13 protein-coding genes are annotated in these 19,321 nt (G+C 41.8%); 10 read left to right on the top strand and 3 right to left on the bottom strand.

Features of this window, described 5'->3' with window-relative positions; translation table 11 throughout:
- Positions 1-80 precede the first annotated feature (80 nt).
- The 3 genes from F0249_RS01515 (at position 81) to F0249_RS01505 (ending at position 3,833) form a co-directional block, all read left to right on the top strand.
- Entirely contained in the window at positions 81-599 is a 519-nt protein-coding gene (locus F0249_RS01515; protein WP_171755672.1) for a type VI secretion system tube protein TssD, read from the top strand.
- 82 nt (positions 600-681) lie between these two features.
- Entirely contained in the window at positions 682-3,471 is a 2,790-nt protein-coding gene (tssI, locus tag F0249_RS01510) for a type VI secretion system tip protein TssI/VgrG (RefSeq protein ID WP_216599485.1), read from the top strand.
- The gene (locus tag F0249_RS01505) at positions 3,468-3,833 is read left to right on the top strand and encodes a hypothetical protein (RefSeq protein WP_171755600.1); all 366 of its coding nucleotides are present in this window, start codon (positions 3,468-3,470) and stop codon (positions 3,831-3,833) included. The genes tssI and F0249_RS01505 overlap by 4 nt, the downstream gene beginning before the upstream one ends.
- A gap of 636 nt (positions 3,834-4,469) precedes the next feature.
- Here F0249_RS01505 and pdxH read toward each other — a convergent pair.
- Positions 4,470-5,105, bottom strand: a complete 636-nt coding sequence (pdxH, locus tag F0249_RS01500) for a pyridoxamine 5'-phosphate oxidase (protein WP_017053857.1) — start codon at positions 5,103-5,105, stop codon at positions 4,470-4,472.
- A 200-nt stretch (positions 5,106-5,305) separates the two neighbouring features.
- On the opposite strand from pdxH, the gene F0249_RS01495 reads away from it, so the two are divergent.
- The 6 genes from F0249_RS01495 to F0249_RS01470 all read left to right on the top strand — a co-directional run bounded on the left by F0249_RS01495 (position 5,306) and on the right by F0249_RS01470 (position 14,774).
- The gene (locus F0249_RS01495) at positions 5,306-7,150 is read left to right on the top strand and encodes an ATP-binding protein (RefSeq protein WP_216599484.1); all 1,845 of its coding nucleotides are present in this window, start codon (positions 5,306-5,308) and stop codon (positions 7,148-7,150) included.
- Complete coding sequence (locus F0249_RS01490; RefSeq protein WP_171755598.1) at positions 7,150-8,400, top strand: sigma-54 dependent transcriptional regulator; 1,251 nt, start codon at positions 7,150-7,152, stop codon at positions 8,398-8,400. The genes F0249_RS01495 and F0249_RS01490 overlap by 1 nt, the downstream gene beginning before the upstream one ends.
- A 124-nt stretch (positions 8,401-8,524) precedes the next feature.
- Positions 8,525-9,916 (top strand): HlyD family type I secretion periplasmic adaptor subunit, encoded by a 1,392-nt coding sequence (locus F0249_RS01485; RefSeq protein WP_017053860.1) that lies wholly within the window; start codon positions 8,525-8,527, stop codon positions 9,914-9,916.
- Between the two features lie 134 nt (positions 9,917-10,050).
- On the top strand, positions 10,051-10,725 hold the full coding sequence (locus tag F0249_RS01480) for a transglutaminase-like cysteine peptidase (protein WP_113798645.1): 675 nt from the start codon (positions 10,051-10,053) through the stop codon (positions 10,723-10,725).
- A 5-nt stretch (positions 10,726-10,730) separates the two neighbouring features.
- The gene (locus tag F0249_RS01475; protein ID WP_136995004.1) at positions 10,731-12,641 is read left to right on the top strand and encodes an EAL domain-containing protein; all 1,911 of its coding nucleotides are present in this window, start codon (positions 10,731-10,733) and stop codon (positions 12,639-12,641) included.
- Positions 12,642-12,659: 18 nt separating this feature from the next.
- Positions 12,660-14,774, top strand: coding sequence for a type I secretion system permease/ATPase (locus F0249_RS01470; RefSeq protein ID WP_171755597.1), 2,115 nt, complete (start codon positions 12,660-12,662; stop codon positions 14,772-14,774).
- A 95-nt stretch (positions 14,775-14,869) separates the two neighbouring features.
- Here F0249_RS01470 and F0249_RS01465 read toward each other — a convergent pair whose 3' ends face one another.
- Entirely contained in the window at positions 14,870-16,546 is a 1,677-nt protein-coding gene (locus F0249_RS01465; RefSeq protein ID WP_367613431.1) for a DUF342 domain-containing protein, read from the bottom strand.
- Here F0249_RS01465 and F0249_RS20385 point away from each other — a divergent pair.
- Positions 16,526-16,594, top strand: a complete 69-nt coding sequence (locus F0249_RS20385) for a hypothetical protein (protein ID WP_353958745.1) — start codon at positions 16,526-16,528, stop codon at positions 16,592-16,594. The genes F0249_RS01465 and F0249_RS20385 overlap by 21 nt on opposite strands.
- A gap of 470 nt (positions 16,595-17,064) precedes the next feature.
- Here the strand turns inward: F0249_RS20385 and F0249_RS01460 are convergent, their stop codons facing one another.
- Entirely contained in the window at positions 17,065-19,233 is a 2,169-nt protein-coding gene (locus tag F0249_RS01460; RefSeq protein WP_171755595.1) for a GNAT family N-acetyltransferase, read from the bottom strand.
- Between the last annotated feature and the right edge of the window lie 88 nt (positions 19,234-19,321).

Below are 19,321 nucleotides of genomic sequence, written 5' to 3'. Positions count from 1 at the left end.
AAAGTAAGTGGTTTATTATTGGCACATTAATCGCTTTACTGTGCATGAATTATTAAACCACTTATTTAAAGGATAGTAGAATACCAACTCCAGCTTATATGCGCATCGAAGGCGAGAAACAAGGGCTAATTACAGCAGGTAACTTCACTGAAGATTCTGTTGGAAATATTTTCCAAGAAGGTCACGAAGACGAAGTTTTAGTTCAAGGTTTTGGACACCAAGTTGTGCTACCTCGAGATCCACAATCAGGCCAACCAACAGGTCAACGTGTTCATAAACCCGTTATGATTTCAAAGATTTTTGATAAATCATCACCACTTATGTACAACGCATTAACCTCTGGTGAACGCCTACCAAAAGTAGAGATCAAATGGTATCGCACGTCATCAACCGGTACACAAGAGCACTATTTCACCACTACATTAACGGATGCGATCATCGTTGATATCGTAACAAAAATGCCTAATTGTCAAGATCCAGGCTTATCTCACTTCACGCACTTGGAAGATGTCTTTATGACTTATCGAGCGATTGAGTGGACTCATGAAGTGGCTGGCACGTCAGGTTCAGATGACTGGCGCACAGCAATGGTCTCGTAACAAATAGCTTAACGACTTATTTAATGGGGGCAATGCTCCCTTTTTAAGTTTCTACTCACCCATCAAAATATGGAAAAGTACAATGGTAACGGCTGCCAATCGAGCTCAATTTGAAATTCACGTCGCCACAATTGATTTCCCCTTAAAAGTACTCGCTTTCGAAGGAAATGAAGAGATCAGTCAGAACTTCAACCTTGACGTGGTCATTGTCTGCGATGAGCCTAATTTGGACCTCGAAAGCTGGCTGCAACTGCCTGTCTGCCTGACTCTACAAAACAACAACCCAAATAACCAAACAGCAGATAACCATCGTTATATCAATGGTATGGTGTACGCGTTTGAGCAGCTCACCTACACCAAAAGGCACTGCCAATACAAAGTCACCATAAAGCCACGAATTGAGCTCTTAAAGCACCGAATAGATTCCAGAATCTTCCAGCAACTCTCCGTCGAAGAGATCATCAAGAAAACCTTCAGTGATGCGGGCATATTAAGTAATGAATTTGAGTTTAGGTTGTCAAACCCTCACCCAAAATTCGACTATTGCGTTCAATATGGGGAATCCGATCTGAGCTTCATTCAACGAATCATGAGTGAATCGGGTCTGCATTATCACTTTGAACACACGCAGCAGAGGCACCTATTAATTATCGCTGATGGCCAAGATGGCTTTTTACAATTACCTACATTAGTTTATGCACCATTTAATGGTATGAACAAAACAGAGGATGTAATCAGCCAATTTCAGCTTCGACACCAAGTTCGCACCGGAAAAATAAGCCTTCGTGATTATGATTTCAAAAAAAGCACGTTTAAGCCCCAAGGGCAAAAAATAACAAATATTACCGATGAACAACCATTAGAAGATTACCGCTACCCTGGTGAGTTTATTACCGAAGCGCAAGCGAGTGTTCAATCTAAATTGCATTTAGAACAACGGCGTGGCGATCATACGCTCATAAGTGCTGAAAGTGACAGCCCCCAAATCACCAGTGGCTATTTTCAACCTATGCAGCAACACAGCAAAGCAGAGTGGAATGATGACTGGTTAATCGTACGAGTTAGTCATCATGGCAAGCAACCACAAGTCTTAGAAGAGTTTGCATCTGAAGGTGCATCTTACCAGGCACAGTTTACCTGTATACCTTGGGATGTTCCTTATCGCCCAAAACAATTAGCACGACCAACGATCGTAGGCACGCAAACTGCTTTCGTGACAGGGCCAGAAAACGAAGAGATTTACTGCGATGAATTTGGTCGAGTAAAAGTGCTATTCCACTGGGACAGAGAAAGCAGTGCCAATGAAAATGCTTCTTGTTGGTTACGCACCGCACAAGGGTGGGCAGGGAATGGTTATGGTCAACTTATACTGCCCCGTGTTGGGCATGAGGTCATCGTCAGTTTTATCAATGGTGACCCAAATAAACCGCTCATCACAGGGGCTCTCTATAATGCCAAAAACCGTGTGCCTTACGAACTACCAGAACATAAAACTCGCAGCACCTTTAAAACCTCCTCTTCCATTGGGGCGGATAACTTTAATGAACTTCGCTTTGAAGACAAAAAAGATCAAGAACACATTTATCTGCATGCCGCCAAAGATTTAGATAGCCAAGTAGAGAACAAAAGAACTCAAGAGATCAAAGACAGCGATCGCCTCACGGTCACAGGCGATCAATACCAAGAAATAAAAAAAGATAGCCACAGTACAGTACAAGGCCACCAATTTACAGCCACCAAAAATGAAAGTCACCAGCAAATTGAAGGCTCTCTGCATCAAAAAATTAGCCATAGCCAATTGATTGAATCAGGCTCTGAAATTCATCTACATGTTGGCAATAAAGCCGTCATTGAAGCGGGCTCTGAAATTACACTTTCTGGTGGTGGTAGCTTTATTAATGTCGATGGCAACGGTGTTACTGTTGTAGGTCCAGCAATCAATTTAGGCGGGGGCTCCCCAGGAAGTGGTACAGGATCGGCAAGTAAAATGGCGACTCTGCCAATATTAAAAGAGGCTCAAAACTCGGGGGATCTCACGGTACAAGTCGCAGCCGAAGGTATTGAATATGGTCAATTGAATGAAAAGAAAAACACGTTTTCAACCAACCATGTTGTAGAAACTAGCATTTCTATAACTCAATCAATAAAGTCGAATGACGATGAAATGGATAAAAAGTGGCTGAATGTACCCAGGGGGCAACTGACCTTTAGCTCAGAAGGCAATGATAATGAATCAAGCCCTTACTTCACTCGTATCCCACACATTCCCAATAACAACGGTATTGTTATTGGTGATTCAGGTATCACGTTTGGTCGAGGTTTAGATATTGGAAAGCGCAAGCCGAGTGAAATAACAGAATTCTTTGCTAATATGTCTAAACACTGTAGCCCTATATCTGACAATTTACTCAAATGGATCCAAGACGGGGCAGGGAAGACCAAACAAGCAGCTTATGAGCATTACAAACAATTAAACTTCATGGTTGCTAAAGAAGATCAACTACTCACACGCAAACAACAGCACTTTTTGTTTTTGGAAATTTACCCTGAATACGAAAAGAAGACTGAGCGACTTGTTACCAAAGCAGATGTTCGCACAGCTTACGATAAGGAGCATGTCATCGTGTGGGAAAGGCTCCCTGCAAACGTTAAGGATGTTTTAGTAGACTTAACATATCGAGGTGATAATACGGGTAGCAAGGACCCTAAAGGTAGTACTCGAGCTTGGTTTATACCAGCCTTGGTTTACGATATTAAAAATAATATAACTGACACAAACTCATCTTTTTTCGAGATTATGATCAACGATCGTTGGAGAGAAAGAGGTGTTGACCCGAATAGATTCCAAAAACGTTGGGAGCATTTACTATGAAAAGACTTATTTTCGCAATGGCCCTAGTGTCATTATCAGCAATGGCTAATATTGACACTAGTTATCGCTTTTATGCCACCGATTACTCTCTGAATACAAAAAAAGAAAGATTTGCTGCCTACATGTTAAAAAGCGATCCATGCATTAACGTTAAGATGTTTAAATCAAACGAAGAGACAAGATATTGCAAGTTAGGTGAATCTGGACTCGATCTAGAAAGGGACGCACCTACCGTATATGCCGGATGGGTAAATGTAGACAGTAGTGGGGTTAGGTTTATAGCAGCCGCACCATGGAATGGACAGAAATGTCACATCAACATTCATAAAAAAACCATCAGTTGTTCACCAACAGGCAAATAACTTGCACTTCATATAGCCTCCATTTCAGAAGCTATATGCGGCTTTGTTTCCTAATTCAGGGAACTAAACCATTCAATGAGGCAACGTTTGTGGATGCAATTGAATTCAACACTAACCATAATATTCAATTAAAGCATCATATTAGCAGCTTTGGTTTCTACACGGGCGAAGCTCTACTCTTTAAAATACTAAAAGAGGTCGCTTTAAGAATAACGGAACCAATAATAATGATGAATACGGCACCAAACAGTATTTCCAGTTCCTCTCCTCTGCATTGAAAATGAATGGCCGACTGCTGCTGTTGTTAACCGCGGTCATTATCACGCCTCATGTGATCACTTACCTCTATAACATCGGTTTTTATTGGTCTAGCACTTATACCGTGGTGATGCCGCTCTCCGTGGTCATCATTTTACTGTTTTTATTGATCCTCTGGACGCTAGTTGGAGCCATCGCGAAGATGTCCCACAACAGGTTTCCTCTGCGGGGAAAGTTATTTTGCATACTTACGCAACACAAAAGCTCTCTCGACCCCAAAAAGCCTCACGAGTTCGTTTTTCAACGTTACTTCGAGGCTTAATAATCGACGATTTACAATGTAAAACGATGACACAGCATAACTTCGCACCTATAGAACTATGGCGCTAAGCGGTCAATATCCCACTGTTGATCATGCTTAGAGAAAAGGAACCGGTCATGCAAGCGATGTTCGCCACCTTGCCAAAATTCGATGCTTTCAGGTTTAACTCTGAAACCACCCCAAAAGCTTGGTACCGGAATTTCACCTTTGGCAAATTTTTGCTTCAGCTCTAAATACTTCCCTTCTAAAATACCGCGCGCAGAAATACGACTACTTTGCTTGCTCGCGATTGCTGCGAGTTGGCTCTCTTTAGGACGAGAAGAGAAATACTTCATATTCTCTAATGCCGATAACTTTTCAGCCGTGCCAGTAATATGAACTTGTCTTTCTAAAGGGTGCCATGGAAAGTGAAGGCTAATTTTGCAATTATCTTCCAGATGCTGAGCTTTACGGCTACCTAAATTAGTGTAAAAAATGAATCCCTCTTTATCGACATTTTTCAGTAACACTATTCGCTGAAATGGCTGACCATCCTTATCCACAGTCGCAACCGTCATTGCCGTCGGATCGGTAAGTTTGGCGTTAATCGCCTGCTCTAACCAAAAATTAAATTGCTCAATAGGATCGGCTTTTAGGTCTTTTCGTCTTAAACCGCCTTGTGCGTATTCACGACGAATATCTGTCAGTTCCATTTCTACTCCTTAGAATTTTTTTTAGATTTTGCGCTGTTATATCACGAAACACAAGTAACAATCGAAATTCGCCAAACCAACTCTTAGACAAACAAACACTTACAAACTGGAAGCCCTTGATAACTGGATCGCGTTAATATGTGGCTCAAACTGATAAGCTAAATAAACACCCACATGATCGGCATATCTTCGAGGTTTATTTGTCTAAGTTATCGACGTTTTCATCATCGCTATCGACCAATTCACAATTCATCATCAAATCAGTCATCATTGGTCTCGTCAGTTTAATATTGATCTTTTTCAGCGTAACTCAATACAAGCAAACACAACTACAAAAACAGTTCAACGCAAGCGCTCAGAAAGCCTACCAACAGATAGATTCTGAGCTCGCCAAATTTCAGCAAATACCCAACTTACTGGATCACGACCCACGAATAGCGGCTTACTTTGAGGGGAAATTAAGCTCTGAAACACTGAATGAATTACTCGAAGAGTGGTCCGTTCAAAGCCTTGCAGACACCATCTACATTAACGACTTGAGCGGTGTCAGTATTGCGGCAAGTAATCATGATCAGCCCAATAGCTTTGTTGGCAATAACTACGCATTTCGTCCCTACTTTCAACAGGCAATAAAGGGGCTGTCATCCCAATACGTTGGCTTAGGGATCAGTTCGAATAAACGTGGCTACTACTTTTCATCCCCACTCTTCTTTAAGCAAACCATTGTTGGCGTTTTGACAGTGAAAGTCAGCTTGGAAAATATAGAGCAGTTGATCCGTACTGATAACATGCAAATAATGGTGATTGATAGCAACAACATCGTTTTTCTAAGCAGTTTCGCTCCGTGGCTATATCAATCAGTATCCCCTTTAAACGCAAAACAACACCAAGTACTGCAGTCAACACGTCAATATGGCGTGCAAGAAATCAGCTTGCTCACAGAGCCAAATATTAGTCCGCTTTTCGCTGCAGATCTGACTCTACCAACCGAGCAACTACTCTCAACCGATGATCACTACCTATACGCTCAACCATCGAACACAAACGGCTATCAAATTTTAGCACTACAACCAAAGAGTCAACTACTGATAGCAACCAGTGAGGTCGCTATTATCTATCTGCTGGTCTATAGCCTGCTCATCGTGGTCACTTGGTACTGGAGACAAACATATCACGCAAAAAACGCACTGCTAAACTTAAACCAAGCACTAGAAAGTAAAGTAGAAAAGCGCACTCAATTTTTACAACACGCCAATGAACAGTTGGAAAATACAATTTTTCAATATCAGCAATCTCAACACGAGCTAAAACAGACTCAGCATGAATTGACTCAAGCGGCAAAATTAGCGCTATTGGGAGAACTATCAGCCAGTATCAACCACGAAATTAATCAACCGCTTACCGCAATGAGGACTTACAGTGAAAACAGCCTGCGTCTATTAGAGATGGGACACCTAGATTTAGTGACGAGTAACCTCAACAAAATGGTAGAACTCAATCAAACCGTCGGGGATATTATTAGCCGCTTAAAAGTGTTTACTCGTAAAAGTACCCAAAGCGATACCTGTTCCGCTTGCGTGCATTTAGCAATAAATAACGCTATCGGTATTCTAAGCACTCAAGCAATACGCCAAGGCGTTACACTGCGTATTCCCGCAATTGCGAATGACCAATATGTGGCAATTCACTCCGTTCAGTTAGAGCAAGTATTAGTCAACCTAATCCACAATGCTTTGCAAGCCTTAACAGAGTCGCACAACCCACAAATCGGCATTGAGTGGGAGGTGAACAACAGAGAAGGCAACCTTCATTTTTGGGATAATGGGCCGGGGATAAATGACACAGAACTTACCACGCTATTTGACCCATTTTTCACAACAAAACCAGAAGGATTAGGGCTCGGGCTTACTATTACGAAGCGAATTATTGAAGCGCATCATGGATATATCACAGCCCATAACCGAGAAGAAGGCGGATTAGCATTTACTATTCGGCTACCACTTGCTCGGTCAAATCACGGATCGGATATAAAGGAGGAAGAATAATGCTAGATCAAACCATCTACTTAATCGATGACGAGCCAGCAATCCGAGATGCGATTTCTCAAGCGTTACTGATTGAACAGATCCATGTTGTGACTTTTCCTAATGCCCTGGAAGCTTTCAGCACGATTGATATGACAACGCCAGCGATTGTGATAACAGATATTCACATGCCAGTGATGACAGGGCTCGATTTCATGACCCAGTTACTAGATAACAACCCTCACTTTCAAGTCATTGTACTCACAGGATATGGCGATGTATCGACGGCTGTAACCGCGATGAAATCAGGAGCATGCGATTTTTTAGAAAAACCTTTTTCAACCGAAAAACTTCTCGCCTCAATCTATAAAGCACAAGAAAAGCTCACTTTAGTGAGAGAAAATATCTGGTTAAAAAAAGAGTTAGAGATGCAGAGTCAGGTTGGCCCAAAACTCATCGGTCATTCCAAAGCCATTATCGATTTACGGCGCAAGCTGATAGAACTCGAACCCAGACTACCGATCATTTTTGTTGGTAAAGTTGGAACAGGTAAACGTATCGCCGCGCAGTACACCCATGACATTCATTCATCGCCACAAGCTGAGCTTTATCCCCTTTCGGCTTATACGTTATGCGAATTACAAGAGTGCGAGCTGATTAATTCTATTTCTAAGCTTGCGGACCACTACCAGGGAGGAACGATTTACATTCACTCCGCGGAAATCCTAACCCTTGCGCATTGGCAACAACTACTGACAATTAACATGCACAACTGCCGCCTCATTCTTGCAACCAATACACTGCCTCAAGAAATTGAATCATCACAGAATCAACCGACCTCCCTTTTGTATCATTTTTCATTACCAGAACTGAAAGATAGACATGAGGATATTGGTCTACTGTTTAAGCACTTTGTCCGTGGGGCGGCAAGTCGATATCAGTTACAGCCTCCCACCATTAAAAACTACGAAATTCAACAACTCGAAAGCTACGAATGGCCAGAAAACATCAAACAGCTACGTCACTATGCTGAGATGAGAGCTCTAAAACCTGCGGAAGAATCCCCTGAAGTATTGTTGTCTGAGTTAACCACGGAGAGCGATTCATTTTCTAAGAAAACAGAGCGTTTTGAACACTCTCTACTAATGGATGCTCTGCAACGACATAACGGCCGTTTGAAAGAAATCCAACAAGAGTTGCAAATCTCACGAAAAACGCTCTATGACAAACTGAAAAAACACCAATTAGATAAATCTCACTTTAAAACTTAGAGGTTTAATAAAATCCCAATGGCTGTTGTATAATAAGGTAATTACCTAAAAACTTTAACATTTTGTTAAAATCAGCCTAAAATATCGTTGAGACTTAAACGATGCATGCTGACAAGGAACGCACATGAGTAATAAAAACTACGACAAGCTCTCAAAGAATGAGCTTGATTACGTAGATGACAAAACCGCGGCATTGCTTCTCAATACTCCGACTAGCGCACGATTGATGCTATGGATCATGGTTCTATTCTTTATTATTGCTGGGCTTTGGGCCTCTTGGGCAGAAATAGATAAAGTCACCGTAGGCCAAGGAAAAGTGGTGCCTTCATCTCAAATCCAAATTATTCAAAACCTTGAAGGTGGTTTAGTTAAAGAGATACTGGTTCATGAAGGGCAACAAGTCCAAAAAGGACAACCTCTATTACTGATCGACGACACTCGTTTTCGGTCGGATTACCGTGAGCGAGAACAGCAAGTATCAAATCTAACGGCGAATGTTTTACAACTTTCAGCTTCAATAAGCAGTGTGGTTATCAATGAAGAAGTTTCTCAAAAGAATTGGGAAGACAGCGTAAAAATTGATTATGGAAAACTCGCTTTCCCTCCTCTATTTAGCGAACTTCAGCCGAAATTAATTAGTCGCCAAAAAGCAGAATATCGACAAGATCTTAATAGTCTACGTAACCAACTGTCAGTTTTTGATCAACAAGTCATTCAGCGACAACAAGATCTGATCGAAATTCAAGCCCGAGCCAGAAACCTCAAGAGAAGCTACCAATTTGCACAGAAAGAACTCGAAATTACGGAACCATTAGCTGAAGAAGGCGTGGTACCGCGTATTGAGTTACTAAAACTTCAACGCCAAGTGAACGATACTAGACGTGAACTGACCTCTAGCGAATTGAAGATCCCACTTCTGCAATCTGCAATCAAAGAGGCGATGCTTAGCCGAATTGATGCTGCACTAAAATTTCGTTCAGAGCAGCAAGAGAAGCTCAATGACGCGCAAGACAGGTTATCTGCCATAACAGAATCAGCAGTGGGCTTGGAAGACAGAGTTAACCGTACCAATGTTATATCACCCGTTACCGGCACCGTAAAAACACTGAACTTCAATACGGTGGGAGGGGTAATTCAGCCTGGGATGGATATCGTCGAAATCGTTCCCACTGAAGATACCTTGCTGGTTGAAGCTAAAATAGCCCCACAAGATATCGCTTTTTTAAGACCTAACTTGGCAGCAATAGTGAAGTTTAGCGCCTATGACTTCACTAAATATGGCGGTTTGGAAGGCGTGTTGGAACATATCAGTGCAGATACAACACAAGACGAAGAAGGGAACAGCTTTTACATTGTGCGAGTTCGTACCGAAAAAACCAACTTTGGTCATGATAAAGAGTTACCCATTATTCCCGGAATGACCGCATCCATCGACATTATCACTGGAAAAAGAACCGTGTTGGAGTATCTACTCAAGCCAATCTTAAGCGCTCGAACTAATGCTCTAAAAGAATGATGCTTTAAAAGAGTAATACACTAAATAAAAAATAGATTGGACATCGAGCTCTATCTTTTGATGAATTCGACGGAAGCCTTAAAGGAGAACAACGTGATAACTGACCTTAACTTCTTGGATACAGTGACTTTTAAATGAAACTTAAGCTAGCAGCTCTTTCATTTTCAATACTATTAGCCTCTTTTACATCGCTAGCATTAAACACGAAAGAACAACAGTGGATTGACGCTGTCACTATCACTTATGGTGAACGAGCAGGGAAAAGAGTAAACACTTGGCGAAATCAGATTGCGAAGTTTCATCAGTTGCCAGAAAAACAGCAACTCACTTCAGTCAATCGATTCTTTAATCAGCTCTATTTTGTTAATGATATCGATTTATGGGGAAAAAAGGATTATTGGGCAACACCGCTAGAGTTTCTAGGTAGTAATGCTGGAGATTGTGAGGATTTTACTATCGCCAAATACTTTTCATTACTCGAACTTGGTGTATCAGATAAGAAACTTCGTTTGGTGTATGTTAAAGCAATAGAACTGAATCAGTTTCATATGGTATTAGCCTATTATTCAAAACCCAGCGCCGAGCCTCTGATTTTAGACAACATTAATCCTGAAATAAAACGAGCGTCTTCACGCCCAGATTTACTACCGATTTATAGCTTTAACGGTAAAAACTTGTGGCTAATGAAGTCAAAGAACTCAAGCGGAAAATTAGCTGGTAAGTCATCAAGGCTCAGCTTGTGGAACGATTTACGCTCTAGAGAGCGAAACTTAAACTTAAATAAACCAATTATAAATTATGATGAGTAAGCACTATGACTTTATATAGACAACTTGTCGTGGGGATGACAGCGGTATTTTTGATGCTCATAGCGTCAGTGTTCATTATCGAATTCAATACCACTCGCGATAACCTAGAGCAGCAGCAACGCTCTGAAGTAAATAATACAATCAATACCGTTGGCTTGGCACTCGCCCCTTACTTAAAAGACAATGACACTGTCGCCGTTGAATCAGTAATCAATGCCCTGTTTGATGGAAGTTCGTATTCAGTGGTCAGGCTTATTTTTCTAGATTCAGGTGAAGAAATTCTCCGTTCATACCCTGTCGGTTCGAAAGAGGTTCCAACTTGGTTCACTGACCTTCCATTATTTGAAAAAATACATGATCGCCGAGTCGTCACCAGCGGATGGATGCAACTTGCGGAAGTTGAAATCGTCAGTCATCCCGGCCCTGCCTACTTACAACTGTGGAAAGCATTTATCGATTTGATCACCGTTTTTAGTGGCATCTTTCTCATAGGGTTAATCTCGATATCTTTGATTTTAAGACACGCTTTAATTCCACTAAAACAGATCGTCAACAAAATGGACCAAATTGCCAACAATCAATTTGGTGAACCGTTAGAAAGGCCAAACACCAAAGATCTCATTTCTGTTGTTGACGGTATCAACCACATGTCGACGCAAGTTGAGATTGCTTTTCAAGCTCAAGCCAAAGAAGCTCAAAAATTACGAGACCGAGCTTACATTGATCCTATTTCTCAACTTGGAAACCGTGCATTTTATCTTGCCCAACTTAACCAATGGTTATCTGAATCAGCCGTTGGTGGCCTAGCCGTTTTACATGCTCAATTCATTAAAGATGAATATGATGAAAAAGGATATGAACAAGGCGATCTTCTTATCCATGATCTCTCTGCACAGCTTAAACATACGATTACCTCAACAGGTGCAACCATCGCAAGGATCTCTTCCGATGAATTTGGTTTTATTCTGCCAAATATGGATGAGAGTGAGTTAAAAATTGTTTCTGACAGCATCATCAATTGCGTGCGCAGTATGGACTCCGATCCTACTGGAATGGCAAATCCTAAGATCTCGCTGGGTGTGACATTTAACCGTACCCCGAAAACAACCACAGAAATTTTATCTTTAGTCGATAATGCGTTATCGACAGCAAAAGCAGATCCCTCTCTACCATACGCGTTAATTTGCAGTGATAAAGGACAAAACATCCTCGGTAAGCAACAGTGGAAAACTCTTGTTGAAGAAGCGATTCACAATGGTTGGGTCAATTTCAGATTCCAAGAAGCCAACAATAGCTGGGGAAAAACATTCCATCGTGAAGTCTTTTCATCAATAGAAAAAGATGGTGAGCGATACAGCGCCAATCAGTATTTATTCGCTCTTGAGCAACTTCAAGCCAGTCACATCTTTGATGAATTTGTTATCCAGTCAATTATTGAAAAATTACATAATGGTGAGTTTGACTGTCCTATCGCAATTAACCTTGCCCAAAGCAGTGTCTCTCAGCCAAGCTTCATTCGTTGGGTGAGCAAGATGTTGGTCAAACACGCCTCCATTGCAAACAAGTTACATTTTGAGATCCCTGAAAATTGCTTTGTTAATGCCCCCCACTACACCGCGTTATTGTGTAATGCTATTCGTACTGCTGGCGCTGATTTTGGAGTAGACAACTATGGTCGTAACTTCCAGTCTCTCGATTACATCAATGAATTCAGACCCAATTACGTGAAATTGGATTACTTGTTCACTCACCACTTAAACGATGAAAAACAGAAATTCACACTGACATCCATCTCTCGAACAGCACATAACTTAGGGATAACAACCATAGCATCACGCGTGGAAACTCAAACCCAATTAGATTTCTTGTCAGAAAATTTTGTTGAAGTGTTCCAAGGCTTCATCGTTGATAAATAAGAATTAAGGTTCAATTGAATGCAAGATCCGCTACTCAATTCGCTTATCTATGTTAGCCGTTATTACGGACTAGCGAATTCACCTGAAGCGCTAATCAATGGCCTACCGCTAACAGACGGAAGGTTAACGCCTTTCCTATTTCCGCGTTCAGCAGAACGCGCAGGCCTAGTAGCAAAAGAAAATCGCTCCAAACTATTGGACATTCCTCTTCTCATTCTTCCTGCTGTTCTGCTTCTCAAGAACGGCGGAGCGTGTGTGCTCATCAATATAAACAAAGAGACGCAGGAAGCGGAGGTGATCACCCATGAATCTGGCATGATCCCCGTGAACTTGCCTTTGGCTGAACTTGAAGAGCAATACACTGAACGGTACTTTCTAGTAAAAAAACAGTTTCGTTATGATGAACGTTCGCCGGAAGTACTCAAAACTAGAGAAGGTCACTGGTTTTGGAGTACGTTATGGGAATCACGCAACATTTACCGAGATGTATTGATCGCTTCAATCTTAATCAATATGTTTGCGATAGCCGCTCCTATGTTCACACGAATAGTGTATGACAAAGTCGTCCCTAATCTTGCATTTGAAACCTTGTGGGTACTCGCGAGTGGTATTTTTGTCATATTCACTTTTGATTTGTGCTTAAAGTTACTCAGAAGTTACTTCATTGATGTTGCAGGTAAAAAGTCAGACATTCTGATTTCATCCAAACTATTCAGTAAAGTGATGGGGATCCGCATGGAGTCAAAACCTCCATCCGTTGGGGCTTTCGCTCGCCATCTACAAGAATTTGAATCCATTCGTGAATTTTTCACATCAGCGACGATGTCATCGTTGATCGACTTGCCCTTTGCTCTGCTATTTTTAGGCTTAATCTGGCTGATGGCTGGCAATTTAGTATTAGTACCCATCGTTGGTGTGGTCATCTTAATTATCCACTCTTTACTGATCCAAGGCCCGCTGAAAAAAACCATTGAAGAGGGATCCCGACTTGCCTCACAGAAGTACGCCAATTTAATAGAAAGCTTGGCAGGGTTAGAAACGGTTAAAATTCTTAGTGCGCAGAGCCAGTTTCAGTACCGCTGGGAAGAAGCCGTCGCTCATATGGCGAACTGGAATATTAAAAGCCGTCGCTTAACCGACAGCATCCAAAATGCCGCAGGGTTTGTTCAACAAAGCACAAATGTGGGAATGATTATCTTAGGTGTCTACCTCATTGCTGAAGGCGAACTGACAATGGGTGGGCTGATTGCAGCAACCATGTTAAGCGGTCGTGCCATTGGCCCACTGGTTCAACTATCCCTACTATCAACGCGATACAACCAAGCTAAATCGTCAATGACCATCATTGAACAAGTGATGTCCATGCCTGATGAACAAGAAGAAGGAAAACGCTACATTCATCGTCCAGTCATTCAAGGGAAAATCGAACTCGATAATGTTACTTTCCATTACCCTGACTCGCCAGTCGCATCCATTCGCGGGCTCTCCTTAACCATTACCCCAGGAGAAAAGGTCGCCATCATTGGCAGAATAGGCTCAGGAAAAACAACGCTAGAACGCTTGATTATGGGCCTGTATAAGCCAACAGAGGGTCATGTAAGGATTGATGAGACCGATATTGAGCAACTTCATCACGTAGATGTCAGACGCAATATAGGCTGTGTTCCACAAGACAGTAATCTATTCTTCGGCTCGATTCGAGATAACATTACTTTAGGCCGAACATTAGTGGACGATCGCGATGTAATGGATGCCGCTAACCGAGCTGGGGTCACGGTATTTACTCAACAAGACCCTGCGGGTTTAGATCGACAAGTTGGCGAAGGCGGTTTGCAATTATCAGGAGGCCAGCGACAAGCCGTTGCCATTGCGAGAGCATTTTTAGGACGACCACCAATTTTGCTACTGGATGAGCCCACAAGTGCCATGGATAACCGCTCTGAAATGCATATCAAGCACCAGTTGAGCCAATTAATGCCAAGTGAGACATTAATCCTAATTACGCATAAAACTTCAATGTTAGATATTGTCGACCGCGTTATTGTTATGGAAAAAGGCAACATCATTGCCGATGGACCAAAAACGCAAGTATTAGCTGATTTGAAGAGAGGGAAAGTAAAAGCAGCAAGTTAACTCTGATCTTACTTGTATTGTTAATATGGGTATCTAAAAAGTTATTGATAATAAAGCTCTTATCACTTGATAAGGGCTTTATTTTTAAGTATTGATTACATCGAAATATCGTCATCTGACTCAGCGTCACTTCCCTCTGCCAACTTGGACTCACAAGATATCTCGTAATGATTAAATGAAAAAACACTCGGCCCATGTACTCGTTTCGTCGTAATAAACTCATCGCCATAATGAACACTCACTCGGGTGTACACCTTATCAATCACATCTACCGTCGCTGTTTCCAGTAAGCCATCAAATTCTAACTCAAGTCCTTCAAGGTGTTTTTTCACTTTTTCCAAAGTCACGCTGTTTTGAGCTTTCATCTGTTCAATAATGTGCGCCTCTTCATCACTCCGCTCCGCTTTTGGTTTTTTCTTAAACTCCATCTCTTTACGAATAACATCCATTGTTGCAGCTTGCGCGATTTTATACTGCTCTTTGTACTTAGCTATTTTCTCTTTATACATGTCGTATCGAGCAAAAGGGATAACTTTTGTTGCATTGTCCCCTTCAACACCTAAATGCACACATTGAATTTTGCGTCCTACTTTAGCGCAACCGCCGTTTAAGGTGCCTTGCTTTTGATTGCCGTCTTCAACAATTAAATCATGACCACAGCGAATTTCATTATTCATGCTGTGCACGCTGAGTCTTATATCTTGTCCCGCTTGCAAATCTGAAAATTGAGCGTAGTTAGCCGTTATTGAGCCGCTAGATCTCACGTGACAGGTTTTTTCCTCACCATCACTTACGGTGTGACCAATGATCCCTTTTCCTACTTGTATGTCGCCTTGAGCACGAACATCGGCCGACTCAATAAAACCACCAATAGTGATTGAACCCGTCGCTTTGACAATCATCCCCGGTTCGACATCTCCAGCAATAACGACGCTACCTTTAAATTTTATATGCCCCGTAGCCACGCTTACATTTTTCACACACATGGCGTTATCTACATCAATCGTTTTAGGCTTGATTAGCGGCATACCAGCAAAACTTGCGAGTAATAAGTTGGGGTTATCTGGGGAGATATGAGTCCCCTTGCCAGGCTGGAGTGCGACATCATTTCCTGGCTGAGGCGGGATAATTTTGCCTTGAACAGTAAATCCAGCCTCACCTTTTGTTGACGGGATTCTTTTCATTACTTGTTCGTTTTCAGCGACCGTAATCGTCTCACCTAGATTACGCATATCCAACTTACCAGTGCTAGTTTTATCGCCCTGAGGCTTAAGAACTTGTTTAGTAACATCATCCACCAAAGGGATAAACTGGCTGTCAGTCCCTTGAATCGGCATTTTCCCCTGAGCAACGGGTTGATTGAAAACCTCACCTCCAGCTAAACTTGCGCTTACGGCCATGACTTTTTTTAGGGCTAACTTATTTATGCCTTTCGTTACATGAGCAGTTGCGAGCGCATGAACAATTTCGTTACCACGTAAGCCTCGCCCACGATAAGCACCTGTAATCACCATGGTGGCAAGCATGTCGTTATCAGTGACTTCAACAACCGATGTCGCATTACGAGACTCAGCAATGACGAAACCTTCATAAGCATCACCTTTACCATCTTTTGCGCAATTAATGAAACGAGTTACCTCTGATTCTAATAAGCATAAGTCTTGGGCATCTAAAGCATCAAGCGCTTCATCTAACCCTGTCTGATCGAAATTGCTTTCAACGACAACCGTCGATGGCAGTTTCGCAATGACCTGCTTATCGTCTTCAGACATAGAGACAACTTTATTCCACATATTTACGCTCTCATACAGACAACTTAGACATTATGGAATCAGTCTATCCAAATTATAAAATAGTTAGAATGCTGTCATATCAATAATCAGCGTTACATCACTTACTTTCATTGTGGAAAAAACGAAATAATTATGCGCATTGATTGGATGCGATTTATACCATGATTAATCGTATCTATTGTCTCTTCACTTTCCTCAACTTATTGAGTAGTCGTATTTTTTACAAATTATTGACGTCATAAATATGCCAATAGATCATTAGGCATTTTTATGTACATCCGCTCGTTGTCGGTGAACATTCGATTTTTATTCAACCTTATAAACGTCACCTAGGTATCCAGTGTGGCATTCGGCATCGGTGAATCTTTGAGTAGGTTAGTACTGAAGTGGCATCAAGATGAGATAAGAATAAGGTAAACTTTTGATGTTAATTATTGGCAGCAGTGACGTTCTAGAATAACGAGGCGTTTTACAGTGTAAATCGCCCCTTCGGCTATTTATTTACAGTGTAAATTGAGCAATAACTGGAGATGATCTCGAACATAACGCTCAGCCTGTTTCCTGCCTGACAGATCCAACATATCACAACACTGAACCCAGCTACGTTTTTGGATCACTTTCAGTATGAGCAAATCACTGATTTCATCTTTGTGACTCAGCGACATCTCTATAATGAACTTAGACGCGATAACTGCAATCCCATCAAAACTACCACCGCCTGAAATATAGCAATCAAGAAGATGAATCTCATCAGATGAAATTGAATCAATAGAAAGGGATGGTAGGAGAGTGAGAACCAGATCCACTTCCATTGCAGATAATGAATCGGAAACAAGATAACTCAGATTCTGAATAAACCGTTGATGTAATTTTTCGTACCAAACCTCAGTGGCTGCACCAAACGGCTTAACCATGAGTAAAGAGTGGCAACCACTTGCTTGATCGCGTTGATGACCAATATGTAAAGCTTCGTATCCAGCCAGATTCCAGAATGAGACAAGTTGCTGAGTCGCCCCGAAACTCGTCGCAAGATAATCAAAATCGAGAGTTGAAGATTCGAGTTTATTAAGCATGAAAGAACCCAATCCGAATCCTTGCAACTCAGGATGAACCGCAATACGCATGACACGCAAACACTTCTGCTTCGCCGCTACAGTGGCTCCAAGATGGTTAGCAAGAGTCGTTGGGACTAAGTGTCCTTTAGGTCGTCGTTTGCCACGTTGAATATCATCGATTAAATCATCAGAGAGATTTCCCTCTTCAACAACAAGAAGGCAGCCAATACAATCTGTGCCAGAAAAAAGTCCAAATAGATGAATTGAGTCATCGGCTAGAAGTTGGATCAAATCATTTGGTGTTGTTTGATAGTGGGCATTAACCAACAATGCAAAACACGCCCGTAGAGGATTATGGATTCCATGACACTGTTCATTCAGTATATCAACTTCAGGAACAGCATGACGGCTAAGCGCAGCTTCAACTAACTTAGCCCCAACTAACTTAGCTTTATCCAAATGTAGCCAACTCATCTTCTCTAAACTCTGTTCTTCAATCCAACGCTTAGAGCGCTCAACATCTATCGGCTCAAGTTCGACATTGAGAAGAAAACTATCAAAGAGCCACTTTTCTAAAGGGTCACCAACATTCCAACGAATAGGCTGCTCTAAATAAAATGGCTTCCAACCCGGTCTTACCTCATTAAGCCACGCTTGAAACTTTAGTCCAAAGCCTCGTCCACTCCCTTCGTATCCATGAACTGTGGTAGAAAAAACGATTCGGTGATGACGCTGAACATACCTTTTGAGCATGGGTAATGGAATGGCCGCGGCTTCGTCAACAAACAATACATCACATTCGTTAATTCGGTTTAGAAGCTCATCGGGCGCAATAAATTCAAGTGATGACGATGAGGTCTGCAAATGATGCTTTGTGATAAAAGTGGAGCTTGGTAAGCCCTTAAAAGCATGCTCAAAAATAGGAGCAACAGCTTGAGAATTAGGAGCCGTGACCATTATCTTAAGAGGGCGTTCCCTCATCAACTGAGATGCAGCGATACCAAGTGCACTACTCTTACCACGGCCTCTATCTGCTGTTAATACGAGTGGCCGCTTACGATGCCCGAACACGACATTTTTTATCATGTCGATCGCTTCCGTTTGCTGGCGAAAGGGCGTAGGAATAGAAAGAGGAGTATCACCTAGGGCATCATCAACAATGACAGAAGGAAGAGCTGGCAAGCCCCCCTCTGAATCAATCAAATAGAGTTGAGACAAACAACCCTTCAACCAATGCTGCGCGATAGACTGTTCTTCATTTTCTGCGATTAAGATGAATAACAGCCCTCCCCCAACTAACGAACCGAGCGCAGAGCTAAAACTATTGGCATCAAACCCATCGCGAAAATCGCAGATCAACCGCTGACACTCTCTCCCTAAAAAGCGTTTACCTTGTTTAAAACTAACAGATTTGCAATTTGTTCTCTTTGATCCACCGAGCTGAAAAAATGTAGGTTCGTTTAACTGAGTGGATTGTAAAGTATCCGCCAAGTGGGATGAAAGAAGCGTATCTTGCCATCGGGCGTCGCCATCTAACACAACACCATAGCGGTGATTGTTTTTCTTCGCGATATCGACAAGATCAATTAGAAAGGATTGTTGTGAATTCATAAGGGTTCTCAAGTTAGTCTACGATAATATTATCACAAGACATAAAAAAAGCCGCACTTGGCGGCTTTTGAGAACATAGTAAAATATT

Origin of the sequence: Vibrio sp. 03-59-1 (assembly GCF_013114135.1) — a bacterium.
Classification (GTDB): domain Bacteria; phylum Pseudomonadota; class Gammaproteobacteria; order Enterobacterales; family Vibrionaceae; genus Vibrio; species Vibrio cortegadensis.
The sequence above is the reverse complement of the archived record's forward strand: the minus strand, read 5'-3'. Positions and strand labels throughout refer to the sequence as shown.